The 12814-nt window shown below is 65.1% G+C and carries 13 protein-coding genes; 8 read left to right on the top strand and 5 right to left on the bottom strand.

From position 1 onward, the window contains the following. Positions 1–515: 515 nt before the first annotated feature. Together VHD82_RS24860 and VHD82_RS24855 are read left to right on the top strand one after the other, a co-directional pair. Positions 516–755: a hypothetical protein gene (locus VHD82_RS24860; RefSeq protein ID WP_325708603.1), complete on the top strand. Its 240-nt coding sequence runs from the start codon at positions 516–518 to the stop codon at positions 753–755. Further along, on the top strand, positions 742–1221 hold the full coding sequence (locus tag VHD82_RS24855) for a DUF5130 family protein (RefSeq protein WP_414637574.1): 480 nt from the start codon (positions 742–744) through the stop codon (positions 1219–1221). The genes VHD82_RS24860 and VHD82_RS24855 overlap by 14 nt, the downstream gene beginning before the upstream one ends. A gap of 55 nt (positions 1222–1276) precedes the next feature. Here the strand turns inward: VHD82_RS24855 and pepN are convergent, their stop codons facing one another. Continuing rightward, complete coding sequence (gene pepN / locus VHD82_RS24850) at positions 1277–3844, bottom strand: aminopeptidase N (RefSeq protein WP_325708600.1); 2568 nt, start codon at positions 3842–3844, stop codon at positions 1277–1279. Between the two features lie 150 nt (positions 3845–3994). Here pepN and VHD82_RS24845 point away from each other — a divergent pair, with 150 nt between their 5' ends. Further along, on the top strand, positions 3995–4606 hold the full coding sequence (locus VHD82_RS24845) for a DsbA family protein (protein WP_325708598.1): 612 nt from the start codon (positions 3995–3997) through the stop codon (positions 4604–4606). On the opposite strand, the gene VHD82_RS24840 is transcribed toward VHD82_RS24845, so the two are convergent. Then, entirely contained in the window at positions 4599–5279 is a 681-nt protein-coding gene (locus VHD82_RS24840; protein ID WP_325708595.1) for an MBL fold metallo-hydrolase, read from the bottom strand. The two genes, VHD82_RS24845 and VHD82_RS24840, sit on opposite strands and share 8 nt — an antisense overlap. A gap of 27 nt (positions 5280–5306) precedes the next feature. Here VHD82_RS24840 and VHD82_RS24835 point away from each other — a divergent pair, with 27 nt between their 5' ends. Continuing rightward, on the top strand, positions 5307–5777 hold the full coding sequence (locus VHD82_RS24835) for a ribose-5-phosphate isomerase (RefSeq protein WP_325708592.1): 471 nt from the start codon (positions 5307–5309) through the stop codon (positions 5775–5777). Further along, positions 5777–6583, top strand: coding sequence for an Fpg/Nei family DNA glycosylase (locus tag VHD82_RS24830; protein ID WP_325708588.1), 807 nt, complete (start codon positions 5777–5779; stop codon positions 6581–6583). Before VHD82_RS24835 ends, VHD82_RS24830 begins: the two co-directional genes overlap by 1 nt. A 5-nt stretch (positions 6584–6588) precedes the next feature. Here VHD82_RS24830 and VHD82_RS24825 read toward each other — a convergent pair whose 3' ends face one another. Further along, the gene (locus tag VHD82_RS24825; RefSeq protein ID WP_325708585.1) at positions 6589–7395 is read right to left on the bottom strand and encodes a hypothetical protein; all 807 of its coding nucleotides are present in this window, start codon (positions 7393–7395) and stop codon (positions 6589–6591) included. Positions 7396–7622: 227 nt separating this feature from the next. Here VHD82_RS24825 and VHD82_RS24820 point away from each other — a divergent pair, with 227 nt between their 5' ends. From VHD82_RS24820 to VHD82_RS24810, 3 genes are all read left to right on the top strand, one after another. Next, positions 7623–8489 carry a TIGR03619 family F420-dependent LLM class oxidoreductase gene (locus VHD82_RS24820; RefSeq protein WP_325708582.1) on the top strand — a complete coding sequence of 289 codons (867 nt, stop codon included), beginning with the start codon at positions 7623–7625 and terminating at the stop codon, positions 8487–8489. Between the two features lie 10 nt (positions 8490–8499). After that, positions 8500–8946 (top strand): nuclear transport factor 2 family protein, encoded by a 447-nt coding sequence (locus VHD82_RS24815; RefSeq protein WP_325708579.1) that lies wholly within the window; start codon positions 8500–8502, stop codon positions 8944–8946. Between the two features lie 659 nt (positions 8947–9605). Next, positions 9606–9905, top strand: a complete 300-nt coding sequence (locus VHD82_RS24810; RefSeq protein ID WP_325708576.1) for a hypothetical protein — start codon at positions 9606–9608, stop codon at positions 9903–9905. Positions 9906–9929: 24 nt separating this feature from the next. Here the strand turns inward: VHD82_RS24810 and VHD82_RS24805 are convergent, their stop codons facing one another. Together VHD82_RS24805 and VHD82_RS24800 are read right to left on the bottom strand one after the other, a co-directional pair. Further along, a complete protein-coding gene (locus VHD82_RS24805) occupies positions 9930–10382 on the bottom strand; it encodes a hypothetical protein (protein WP_325708573.1) in 453 nt (150 codons plus the stop codon). Between the two features lie 118 nt (positions 10383–10500). Beyond that, positions 10501–12810: an AAA family ATPase gene (locus VHD82_RS24800; RefSeq protein ID WP_325708570.1), complete on the bottom strand. Its 2310-nt coding sequence runs from the start codon at positions 12808–12810 to the stop codon at positions 10501–10503. Positions 12811–12814 lie beyond the last annotated feature (4 nt).

Here is a 12814-nt window from a genome sequence, read left to right as displayed (position 1 = left end):
CCGGCGGTGACGCGCGTGCCGGAAGTGACTCGTGTGCCGCGCGTGACCCTTGTCCCGCGCGTGACACGGGTGCCGGCGGTGACCCGCGTGCCCCTCGTGACCCTGGTGCCGCGAGTGACGCGGGTGCCACGAGCACAAGTCACCCGAGTACCCCTGGTAACCCGGGTGCCACGAGCCTCAACCGTGTCGATCAGTGACGGAGCGTGGTCGGCGTTGGTCTGAGCGGGGGTAGGGGAGAGGTTCATGATGTGTCCTCCTGGGACCCAGTGCGTTACTGATCGGGATTGGGGAGCGTGGCGCAAGGCCCGTACAGGTGAAAAACTACGAGCATTTGACCCCGGGGACAAGCCGATGGCGCTGGGTGCGGCCGGCTGTACGGTGAGTTGCCATCTTTCGCGGTAGGCGTCTTCGGCCCATCGTGCCAACGGGAACAAGCCGGACGGCGGACGGCGGCCGGTGCGCGACGAGCGGTCCCGGGGTGCCTGTACCACGACCGGGCGGATAGTCTGCCTGGTGTGAACATCGTCGAGACGATCCTGGTCTACGCGCTGATCCCGGCCGCCATCTACGGTGTGGTCGCACTGGTGACGCTGCGCTCGAAGTTCGCCGGGACCCCGCGCTACCGCCCGGGTCAGCCCTGGGAGTACGCGCCCATGTGGTGGAGCGGCAACCCGGAGGGTATCGGTGCGGCGCACCGGCAGGTGACTTCCGGGCAGACCGGAACAGCAGCAGGAGGTGCCCGTGGCAGCTGGTGAACTGGTTCAGCAGGCCGAGCCGGAGGAAGCCGAGTTCGGGGTCGGTGTCTATCCGACCGGACGCCGCTCGGTCGCCAAGATGTACGAGCCCGCTGCTCCGTCCAGCCCATTCACCACCTCGCAACTGGCCCGGCTGGACGAGGCGCTGACGCTGAGCAGTCGCGAGACGGGCATCGACTTCAGTGTGTACCTCGGCGAGCTCGGTTCGGACACGCGCGAGGCGGCGGAGAAGCTGCACGCGTCGATCGGCGAGGGCGCGGGCAACGCGGTCCTCATCGCGGTCTCGCCCGGCGAGCGTGTCGTCGAGGTGGTCACGGGCAGCGAAGCGTTCCAGCGCCTGCCCGACCGCGCGGCGAAGCTGGCCGTGATGAGCATGGTCGCGTCCTTCAAGGAAGGCGACCTCGTCGGCGGCCTTGTGTCGGGCCTGCGGATGCTGTCCGACCAGGCGGGCCACGCGCCCCGGTAGCACTTACGAGAAAGGCCGGCTTCCCCGCGGGGAAGCCGGCCTTTCTCGTTTCCGGTCAGCTCTCGTCGAACTCGCGGGCCGCCAGCGCGCGCACGATCCCCGCGCGGCCTTCGGTGACCAGCCGTCGCAGCGCCGCCGGGCGGTCGCCGGCCAGCCACTCGTCCGCGGCGTCCACAGTGGACTGTTCGATCGCCCAGGACGGGAACAGGCCGAGCACGGTCGGCTGGGCCCGCTCGCTGGAGCGGCGCTGCCACACCTCGTCGACCATCTCGAAGTAGCGGCTCACGTAACCGCCGAGCAGCTCCTTCTGGCCCGGGTGCGAGAACCCGCCGATGATCGCGTTGCTCATCGCGTTCGGCAGCTCGTCGTCGTACACCGCGCGCTGCCACGCCTCGGCCTTGGCGTCCGCCGTCGGGCGCAGCGCCCGCGCGTGCTCGGCGTGCCGTCGACCGGTTGCGGTGTCGTCGCGTGCCAGCTCGGCGTCGATCTCCGTGTCGCCCGCTTTGCCATGCGCCACAAGGGCGTTGAGCAGCCGCCAGCGCAGATCGGCATCGACGGTGAGCCCGTCCAGCGGGGCCGAACCGTCCAGCCAGCCGGCCAGCACCGCCAGCTTCTCGTCGTCGAGTACCGAACCGGCCAGCGAGTTGGCGAACGCCAGCTGGTGGTCCGAGCCGGGCTCCGCGGCACGCGCCAGCTCCAGCAGCCGTGAGGTGAACTCCGGCCAGCCGCGTTCGGCGGCCCAGGACTGCTCGGCATACGAGTTCAGCGCCGTCTGCGCCTGCAGCAGCAGCCGCTGCACCACACCGACCTCTGTCTCGGCGTGGATGCCGCGCGAAACGATCGTGACGAAGTCGCGCGCCTTCAGCTCGGCCTCACGCGTCATCTCCCAGGCCGCCGACCAGCACAGCGTGCGGGGGAGCGGCTCGGTGATGTCGGCGATCCGGTCCACCAGCGTGGTCAGCGAGCCGGTGTCGAGGCGCATCGTGCAGTACGTGAGGTCGTCGTCGTTGACCAGCACCAGTTTCCCGGCCTGCGTGCCGACGAGCTCGGGTACCTCGGTGACCTCGCCCTCCACGTCCAGCTCGACCCGCTTGACGCGTACCAGCTTGCCGGCTGCGTCGTTGCCGTCGTCGTAGACGCCCACCGCGATCCGGTGCGTACGCAGCTCACCGGCACCCGGCTTCGCGCCCGTCTGCACCACCGCGAACTTCGTGAACCGGCCTTCGCCGTCGGTTTCGAAGCGCGGCCGCAGCGAGTTGAGCCCGGTGGTCTCCAGCCACTGCGCGCTCCAGCCGGACAGGTCACGCCCGGACGCCTGCTCCAGCGCGGCCAGCAGATCCGCCAGCGTCGCGTTGCCCCACGCGTGCTTGCCGAAGTACACCCGCAGCCCGGCGAGGAAATTGTCCAGGCCCACGTAGGACACCAGCTGCTTGAGCACGCTCGCGCCCTTGGCGTAGGTGATCCCGTCGAAGTTCACCTCGACCGCCTGCAGGTCGACGATGTCGGCCGCGATCGGGTGCGTGGAGGGCAGCTGGTCCTGCCGGTACGCCCAGGACTTCTCGATGTTGGCGAAGCTGGTCCACGCGTACTCGTACTCGGTGGCCTCGGCCTGCGCCAGCACGCTCGCGAAGGTCGCGAAGGACTCGTTCAGCCACAGGTCGTCCCACCAGCGCATGGTGACCAGGTCGCCGAACCACATGTGCGCCATCTCGTGCAGCAGCGTCTCCGCGCGCCGCTCGTAGGCGTAGCGGGTGACGCGGCTGCGGAAGACGTAGTCCTCCAGGAACGTGACCGCGCCGGCGTTCTCCATCGCGCCCGCGTTGAACTCCGGCACGAACAGCTGGTCGTACTTGGCGAACGGGTACGGGGTGGCGAAAGCCTTGTGGTAGAAGCCGAAACCCTGCTTGGTCTCGGTGAACAGCCGGTCGGCGTCCATGTGCTCGGCCAGCGATCCGCGGCAGTAGATGCCGAGCGGGATCGTGCCGTGCTCGTCGGTGTACTGGTCGTGCCATTCGGCGTACGGGCCGGCGACCAGCGCGACCAGGTACGTGGAAATCCGGTCGGACACGGCGAACACTGTCTTCGTCGCGCCCTCCGGGGTTTTCTCGGTGGACTCGACCGGCGCGTTGGACACCACCTTCCAGTCACTCGGCGCGAACACCGTCAGGCGGTAAGTGGCCTTCAGGTCGGGCTGGTCGAAGCAGGCGAACATCCGCTTCGCGTCCGCTGTCTCGAACTGGGTGTAGAGGTACACGGCGTCGTCGACCGGATCGACGAAGCGGTGCAGGCCTTCGCCGGTGTTCATGTACCGGCAGTCGGCCTCGACGACCAGTTCGTTGGCCGCGGCCAGTCCCGGTAGCGCGACGCCGTCGTCTTCGACGTACCCCGAGACGTCCAGCGCGCTGCCGTTGAGCGTCGCCGAGCGCACCCGCGCGGCGACGATGTCGATCCAGGAACTCTCACCGGCTCGCGAGGCGAACCGGACGGTGGTGGTCGAGTCGAACGTTTTCTCGCCCGGACCACCGTTGCCATCGGTCAGGTCCAGCACGATCTCGTAGGACTCGACTTCCAGCAGCCCGGCGCGCTGCTTGGCTTGATCGCGGGTCAGGTTAGGGGCGGGCACAGGCACCTCGTAGCGCTAGCGGTTGTCGTTTCGGCTATCCGGCTATCCAATCATGTATGGCCTGGGGAACAAGCGTCGTCCGCACGCTGTTGGCCGGGTTGAAGGGTGCTGGCGCACCCGTCCCCGCCAGAAACGCACAGGGAGAGACACATGGCCGCCGAGCCCACACGCGTCGATTTCTACTTCGACCCGGTATGTCCGTTCGCGTGGATCACCTCGCGCTGGATCCTGGAGGTCGAGCAGCACCGCGAGCTGGACCTGCACTTCCGCGTGATGAGCCTCGCCGTGCTCAACGACGGGCGCGACCTGCCGGAGGAGTACCGCCAGCTGCTCGACAAGGCGTGGGGCCCGGTCCGGGTCGCGGTCGCGTTGTCGCAGCTCAAGGGCGAAGACGTGCTCCGCCAGTACTACACGGAATTCGGCACGCGCTACCACAATGGCGGCAACAAGGACATCCCCGCGGTGCTGAAGGAAGCGCTGGAAGCCGTCGGCGCGCCCGCCGAGCTCGCGGACGCCGCGGAGTCCACGGAGTACGACGAGGCGCTGAAGAAGAGCCATCACGAGGGCATGGACCCGGTCGGCATGGACGTCGGCACGCCGACCATCCACATCGACGGGGTCGCGTTCTTCGGCCCGGTGCTGTCGTCGATCCCGCGCGGCGAGGATGCACTCAAGGTGTTCGACGGCGCCCGTGCGCTGGCGAGCTTCCCCGACTTCTTCGAACTGAAGAGGACCCGGACGGGTGAGCTGAACTTCACCTGATCCGGTCGCGCTGGGCGCGCACGAAGGCGGCGTCGACGGGCTCGCCATGCCCCGGCACGATCGTGCCGGGGCGCAGCGCCAGCAGCTTGTCCAGCGCGTGCGGCCACTCGGCGGGATGGGCGTCCGGCCCGACGGCGGGCGGGGCGCCCTGTTCCACGAGGTCGCCGGCGAACACCACGCCGGAATCGGGCACGTGCACGGCCACGTCGTGGTCGGTATGCCCGGGCCCGGGGTGGAGCAAAGTCACCTTGCGTCCGCCAAGGTCCAGCTCCACCCGGTCGGTGAGAAGTTCGGACGGCAGCACGAGTTCCGCTTCCGTGAGCCGCTCGGCGAGTTCCGTTTTCCCTTCGGCACGGAAGCGATCGGCCCACGCGCGGCGGTCGGCTTCGGCCTGGGCCAGCAACGCGTCGCGGCAGCGTTCGTGCGCCCAGACCGGGCAGGGCAGGAACGCTTTTGTGCCGAAGTAGTGGTCGAAATGCGCGTGCGTGAGCACCACGATCCACGGCAGCGCGGTGACCGTACGGATGGCCGCGGCGAACTCCGCGCCGTGCGTTTCGTCGCCGCCGGTGTCGACCACCAGGCAGCGTTCGGCGCCGACCACCAGGCCCAAAGTCTGGTCGAGGTGCTCGTACCTGCGGGCCAGCACGCCGTCGCCGACCTCTGTCCACCGCATACCGCCAAGGATGGCAGACTGCGCAGCGTGCGTGTCTACTTGGGATCCGACCATGCCGGTTTCGAGCTGAAGAACCACCTGGTGAGCTACCTGCGCGAGGCGGGGCACGAGGTGACCGACATCGGCCCGGCCGTCTACGACGCCGCCGACGACTACCCGGCCTTCTGCGTCGAAACGGCGCGCCGGGTGGTGGCCGATGAGGGCAGCCTCGGCATCGTCATCGGCGGCTCCGGCAACGGCGAGCAGATCGCCGCGAACAAGGTGCCCGGCGCCCGCGCCGCGCTGGCCTGGAAGCCGGAGATCGCCGCGCTGGCAAGGGAACACAACCACGCGCAGCTGATCGGCGTCGGCGCCAGGATGCACACCGTGGACGAGGTCAACGCGATCGTCGACACCTTCCTCGCCACCCCGGTCTCCCCGGACGAGCGGCACGCCCGCCGCGTCCAGCAGCTGCTCGACTACGAGCGCACCGGCACCCCGCCCGCGCTGCCCGCCTGATGCCCGAGGGTCACACCCTGCACCGGCTCGCCCGCCTGCACCAGCGGCGCTACGCGGGCGAGCCGGTGGAAGTCTCCAGCCCACAAGGAAAGTTCGCCGCCGAGGCGTCCCTTGTGGACGGACAGGTGTTCGTGAAGGCGGAAGCCTACGGAAAGCACCTGTTCCATCACTATCCGTCCGGCACGGTGCACATCCATCTGGGGCTCTACGGCACCTTCACCGAGGGAAAGCCGCCCGCGCCGGAGCCCGTCGGCCAGGTGCGGATGCGGCTGGCCGGCCGTACACAGTGGACGGACCTGCGCGGCCCGAACCGTTGCGAGCTGCTGAATCCGGATCAGGTCGACGCGATCAAGGCGCGGCTCGGCCCGGATCCGTTGCGCCGCGACGCGAAACCGGAACTGGCCTGGGAGAAGATCTCGCGCTCGCGGACGTCACTGGCGGCGCTGCTGATGGACCAGTCGGTGCTGTGCGGGGTCGGTAACGTGTATCGGGCGGAAGTGCTGTTCCGGCACGGGATCGCGCCGACGCTGCCGGGCAGGTCGCTGGATCCGGTGCTGTGGAAGGAAATCTGGACCGATTTGGTGGCTTTGATGCGCGTCGGCGTGCGCACTGGGCGCATCGACACCGTGGCCGACGAGCATCTGCCGGAGGTGACCGGCCGGGCGCCGCGGCAGGACCGGCACGGTGGCGAGGTCTACGTCTACCGGCGGACCGGACAGCCCTGCCTGGTCTGCGGAACTCCGGTGGCACACCAGGAACTGGCAGGCCGGAACCTCTACTGGTGCCCGGCCTGCCAGCCTTCCTGAGTGGCTCAGAAGTCGAAGTCCCCGCCGCCGCCGAAGTCGCCGAAGCCGCCACCGAAGTCCCCGCCGCCCATGTCCCCGCCGCCGAAATCGTCGCCGCCGCCCATGTCGCCGCCGTCACCACCATCGCCGCCCGGGTCGCCACCGGCGTCGATCGCGTCCTCCTGGCCCGCGTCGTAACCGGACTCCCAGGCCTGTGCGCTCGCGATCCCGCTCATCCCGGAGAACATGGTGCTGAACAACAACATCGAACCCAGCCCCCAGGCGCCGGCGACGAGCGCGGGCTTCCACCACGGCTCGCTGTACCAGCCCTGCGGCACCGGGCGCCCGGCCACGCGGCCGCCGGGGTAGTAGTACGGCGTGTTCGAGCCCGGGTCCGGAGATGCTTCGTAGGTCTGGCCCTCGACGTCGACCTTGCGGTGTTCGCTGACCTTTCCCGCGCGCTCACGCTCCAGTTCCTCAGGCAGCTTCGGACCAGGATCGATGCCCATGGCGGTGCGCGCCGCGCGGACGTAGTAGAGGCCTTCGAGCGCGGTCTCCTTCACGAGCTTGGCCTGCTCGGCCGTTTTGGCCTGTTCGAGCTGCGAGCCCGCGGCGTTGTAGCGCTCGGAGGCGTCGGCCATCGCCTGCTGGGAGGCGATGTCGGTGCCGGTCAGGTTGAGCACCTGGCCGCCGAGGCGCTCGACCAGCCGCCGCGCGTCGGCCTTGGCGTCGTCGAGCTGGCGCTGCCGGTTCTGAGCCTGGGACTTCGCGAAATACGCGACGCCGCCGATGATGATCAGAAGGAGCACGATCAAGGTGATCGCGGTGCCCATCGCTGTCTCCCACGTTTCGAGGTCTTGAACCGGACAACGTGGACACTAGCTCTGAGGTTCCCAGGAAGCGTTCAGTACCCGCACAGCTACTTCCTCGACGAACGTGCCATCCAGCGCAGGGCCTGGCCGATGGTCACCAGATCCGGGCTCGCCGGGCCGGCGGTAAGGTCGACTGGCCGACGCTCCCGCTCTCGACGTAAACTAGAACACGTTATAGTCTCGCGGGCATGAAGTTCAGCATCTCGGTCGCGATGAATCCCCTCGAGCAATTCAGCGAACTCGCGCAGACGGCGGAGGAGTGCGGGTTCTCCTCGGTCGTGCTGCCGGACTCCCTGTTCTATTCGGAGTCGGTGTCCGCGGAGTATCCGTACACGCCCGACGGCAGCCGTTTCTGGAACGCCGAGACCCCGTGGGCCGACCCGCTGGTCGCAGTCGCCGCGATGGGCGCGGTGACCAGTGAAATCGAGTTCTACACCTCGGTGATGAAGCTCGGCTCCCGCAACCCGGTGCTGCTCGCGCGGCAGGTGAACTCGGTCGCGGCGTTCAGCGGCAACCGGTTCGGTCTCGGGCTCGGCGTCGGCTGGTCACCTGAGGAGTTCGAGTGGTGTGGCGCGCCGTATGCCAACCGCGGCAAGCGCGTGGACGAGGCGATCGACGTGCTGCGGCTGATCCTGGACGGCGGGATGGTCGAGTACCACGGCAAGTACTTCGATTTCGACAAGCTGCAGATGAGCCCCACGCTGAGCAAGCGGGTGCCGTTCTACATCGGCGGGCACACCGAGGTGGCGCTGAAGCGGGCCGCGCGGGTCGGCGACGGCTGGTCCAGCGCGATGATGAAGCTGGAGGACTTGAAGACCACGATCGCCCGGTTGCGCGAGCTGCGCGCGGAGTACGGCAAGACCGGGCCGTACGAGTTCCAGGCGGTGTGCATCGACCGGTTCGGGCTAGACGGTTATCGCGAGCAGGCGGAGGTCGGGGTGACCGATGTGGTGACCCAGCCGTGGGTGTTCGACGGGATCGGTTTCGGTGACCCGGTCGGCCCGAAGAAGGACTCGATCAAGAAGTTCGCCGACGAGATCATCACGAAGTTCTAGGAGTTCCCCGATGGGCGTGGATGTTTGCTGGGACACCGCCGCTTCGCAGCCGCCCGCGCGGCTCGCGTCGCTGCGCTCGATGGACGCCGTCGTGCGCGGCGCGAAGGACGAGTGGCTGAAACTGTTCGCCGCGGACGGGGTGATCGAGGACCCGGTCGGGCCGTCGATGTTCGACGAAGAGGGCAAGGGACACCATGGCACGGAAGGGATCTCGGCGTTCTGGGACCTGACGATCGCCAATGTGGAGCGCTTCCAGTTCACGATCCGCGACTCGCACGCGGCGGGTAGCGAGTGCGCCAACGTCGGCACGATCACCACTTACCTGCCCGGCGGTTACCGCGTCGATACCGATGGCGTGTTCGTGTACCGGGTGAACGAGGCTGGCCTGGTCACGTCGATGCGCGCGTTCTGGGAGACGGAGCGCGCGATGGCGACGGCGCGGAAGGCGGACGAGTAAACATCGCGGATACTACGTAAGCGGTGTGTTACCGCCGGTGCGCCTACTTCGCGGGTGCGCCGGCGAAGGCGACCATCCCCGCCCATGCATGGCGATTTGGGTTCTTGCTGGGGCTGGTTGCCGGACACGGACACCGCAGCGACCCACTGGGTCCCGCCGGTGCGGGACTACCACCCGCGCACCGGCCTGCGTTCCCGGTGCGGGCGGCGGTGTCTGCCCTCGGAACGCACACACCATTGGCGGAAGTTGCCGCGGTGCCGGGAGTGTGTGGCGGGTCTGCGGTGAGCTCGCCGGTTCGACCGCGGCCGGGAACGGCGGCGACTCCGGCTTACCGGACCACGTCGGGCGCACCAACGCGAATGTCCGGCCGATGAGCGTGAGCTTGCCGTGCCGACTCGGTCGTCTGATCGTGGCCCTGCCACCGCCTCGAGAGCCCACTCGTCGACGAGCGGCTGGCGACCCGAAAAAGAGGCTAGCTCGCAGGTCAAGACATTCTGGTCGGAGTAGTCGAGGCCCTTACACACCCGCCGAAACCGGCGCGTCGGTTACTGGAGAAGGCGCTGACGTGGGCAAACGATGCGTTGCCGGTGCCTGACCACCCCACCCGTCACCGTTGTCGAACCGCCAAACAGCTCCGTCCAGCCGAGATTGACGAGCTAGTGCGGATCTACCAGCAGGATGACGGTGCCACGGTGTTTAGTCTGGCAAAGCAGTTCGGGATCACAAGGCAGACCGTCGGCCAGCACTTGCGAGCTCGTGGTGTCGACACCACACGGCTCGTCCTCCAGCCCGAGGATGTCGCCCTGGCCATCGAGCTGTACCAGGCCGGCTGGGCCTATGCGCAGATCGCCGAGAAGTTCGGGATGTCGCAGACAGGGTTGCGGGACCGGCTACACCAGGCGGGCTTGCCGAAAGCCGAGCCGTTCGGTCGGCGAGGACGGAATTTAGGCCGCGCCTGACAGCACCACGGAATCTACTCCCAGTTAAGGCGTGCGCCGGTTCGCCTCGCACCGTTTGAACAGGTAGTAGCCCATGACCTGCCCTTTGATGGCAACGTTTTGACCTGAAGACATGAACTTGTCGCGGCTCTCTTGGCCTTGTTCGACGAAAACAAATGAACCGTTGACGAGCTCCCAGCCTTCTTGGCATACAGAGTTGAGCACCGCGACCGGATCGCTCGTCTGCTTTGTGGTGGTACCTCCAACCATCGCCACGATCACAGCCCTCTGGTTCATCACGTCGATAGCATATTGAAACACTTGATCGCCTCGCGCGAAACCTGTCCGAGCCCTCCCCGCAGGAGACCGATTGAAGGCTTCTCGCTCGCGCTGTACTTCCTGGAGCCGCTTGTGCTCAGCTGCCTCACGGCGCTGTCGCTCCTTTGCAGCCTGCTCCGCTGCTACCTCTTCAGGAGTCTTCTTCTTGATTAGTGCCATTAGATCTCCATCAAACCATTTAATTGGGATAAGTAAATCCGACAACCATCGGACATACCATTTTCTATAAAACGTATCCGCTCGGCGAAAATGGTTTACTTCATCTATAATCAACCTACTAGCGTGCAGCCAGAAGAGAATTAGCGTCTACATCGAGCGCTATGCACATTGCTGCGAAGTGATCTCTATCGACGAAATTGATCAGCTCGAAAACGGCGGACAAAGTCGCAACAGCCTCACCGGGATCCACACCCTTTCCAATGTCACCCTCCTCGTTATGAGAATGATGATGCAGAAACCTGACAATCCGCTGACGTGCCGGGTCGTTCACTCCGCTAATCGCAGCTTGAACAGCCCCTTCAAAATCGCCAATTTTATCGGGATATTTGAAACTTAGGAACCCTTCCAGCATCTTGCGGGCAACATTCGGGATGACCGCAATGGCTTCCATTTCCTTAACTGGCGTAGGTTCGTTGAGGCAGCCGGATAAGGCACGGGCCGTTGTCCAGAACAAGTAGTGATACTGCGACCTGATTCGCTTACGAAAATCGTCGTTCGGCCAGGCGGTGAACTTGGGAACACGGACGACTCCACCCGTCGCATCGACAGTTGCCCGCATCCTAACCTCTTGGACCAAGCTTTTTGTACCAAAGCGCTCAACTCGCCCCAGTTGGTTGCTCCAGATGCGGAACAACTCGAAGTTATGTGTCAGTAGTATCAACTGGTGGTCGCTCTGGTGTACCAACTCACTCCATAGGTGAGCAGAGGCGCCCACGAGCACATTACTGTCTAGGCTGGATACAGGGTCGTCGACGACCACGATAAGGTCGTCTCCCTCCGACCTATGCTCGCGCAGGCTGCATAGAAAATACAACAACGAGATAGCGGTCTGCTCGCCCTCACTCAAGGCTAGCGCCGGTTCGCCATTTCGCTCAATCGCATAGCGACCCGCCTCGACGCTGAATGTAAGCTCACTTCTACCTAGGAGTCGGGCCACATTCTCTGTTAACTCCTTGGCCAGCGGCAGAGGATCCTCTGATTGCTGATTCAGCTCTTCAATTTCTCGCTGCAGTCGAGCCCTCTCGGCCTGTTCGCGCTTACTAACTTCGTCAACGTTGCTAATCGATTCGGCAAGTCGGTCATATTCATCCGCACAATCGGCCACGCGGTAGTATTCCACTCGATTAGCCGCAGCTTCACGATTGGCATCGAACTCGGCTGTACGCTTGTTGTGATCCTGGATAATCAACGATATTGGCGCCAGGTTTACTTCGACCGCTCTTCCCGATGGAATTGTCGGCAACTCCGTAAACAGGTTACCTAGCTTAGCTTCGAGTTCCTTTAGCAGTTCCGCAATACGTTGCTGGTACTGACGAACGTCAGCCCTAAATGAGTCGTAGGCTTCTGTGTAGCCGTTCTGGAGACTCTCATAGAAATCTCTTGCCTGGGGCAATCGAGCAACAACCGCAGATATCTCGGCATCAGCGCTCTTCAAGCCACGGATGGCCTCCTCAATAGCCGCCTGCAAAAGCTTGAGGCCTTCATCAAAGTGAAGGTCCAGTTGTCGCCTGCGGTCCTTGGTTAGGACTCCCCCGCAGAACAGGCAGGAGTCGCGCTCCTCGTGGAGTCCTAGACCATGCTGTACCCAATCAGCGCCAGCCGAATTCTCGCGCAGCTCATCGAGAACTTGACTTGTGACCGTACGAGACAGAAGAACTTGCACGCGTTGTTCATGCTCACCGAGATGCAGTAGCCGAGGAGTTAGCACGGGGAGCGAGTCAAGCCGCCTAGCCTTCACTATGTCAAGATCGCCGAGTAGGTCTTGCGATTTTCCAGCAAGAATCGATCGATCACCGCTGAGGAGTTCACGGACTTGGCTTCTGGTATAAACGTTGGTGCCTCGGTACCGGCCACCGAGTTGTTGTAAATCTTCGACGACGCGCTTCGCGCAGTCAGATAGGAGCTTCGTGCGCGCCCCGATATCATTGTTCAGCGTTTGCTTCCGCCTGGGTGCAATAGTGTCAATCTCCGCTATACGGGAATTGTTGCGCGCAATCTTTTCGTCGGCATCGATCTGCCGCTCACCCAATACTAACAGCGGCGGCGTATGACTGGTGCCGTCCTGATGGTCAAAGCGTAGAGTCCGCTGCACATAAGCGCGATTGAAGACCCGGAGTTTTTGCCAGAACGGGTCCGTATCGGCCGTCACACGACGAGAGCCATTCGCACCGTCGGACACCTCTACTTCGAGGCCCGCTTGCGCGGCATGGCCTTCCGCCGCTAACTGCAAAAGCGCTCCCAGTGTGGTTTTACCACTGCCGTTCACGCCGTAGATGAGGTTGACGCGCTTATAACTGGGATCTGAGCGAACAGTACGCCAGTTCATGAAAGAACGGAAGTTGTCAACCTTGACGATTTTACAGAGCATAGAC

Source organism: Amycolatopsis sp. (assembly GCF_035546795.1).
In the GTDB taxonomy this organism is placed as follows: domain Bacteria; phylum Actinomycetota; class Actinomycetes; order Mycobacteriales; family Pseudonocardiaceae; genus Amycolatopsis_E.
Note: the sequence above shows the minus strand (reverse complement) of the source record. Positions and strands in the feature narration are given on the sequence as shown.

Bases quoted from the DNA above. Each gene is read 5' to 3' on its own strand.
- VHD82_RS24805 (WP_325708573.1), bottom strand. From the start codon at position 10,382: ATGGCACTAATCAAGAAGAAGACTCCTGAAGAGGTAGCAGCGGAGCAG.
- VHD82_RS24840 (WP_325708595.1), bottom strand. From the start codon at position 5,279: ATGCGGTGGACAGAGGTCGGCGACGGCGTGCTGGCCCGCAGGTACGAG.
- VHD82_RS24830 (WP_325708588.1), top strand. From the start codon at position 5,777: ATGCCCGAGGGTCACACCCTGCACCGGCTCGCCCGCCTGCACCAGCGG.
- VHD82_RS24845 (WP_325708598.1), top strand. From the start codon at position 3,995: ATGGCCGCCGAGCCCACACGCGTCGATTTCTACTTCGACCCGGTATGT.
- VHD82_RS24825 (WP_325708585.1), bottom strand. From the start codon at position 7,395: ATGGGCACCGCGATCACCTTGATCGTGCTCCTTCTGATCATCATCGGC.
- VHD82_RS24820 (WP_325708582.1), top strand. From the start codon at position 7,623: ATGAAGTTCAGCATCTCGGTCGCGATGAATCCCCTCGAGCAATTCAGC.
- VHD82_RS24815 (WP_325708579.1), top strand. From the start codon at position 8,500: ATGGGCGTGGATGTTTGCTGGGACACCGCCGCTTCGCAGCCGCCCGCG.
- VHD82_RS24800 (WP_325708570.1), bottom strand. From the start codon at position 12,810: ATGCTCTGTAAAATCGTCAAGGTTGACAACTTCCGTTCTTTCATGAAC.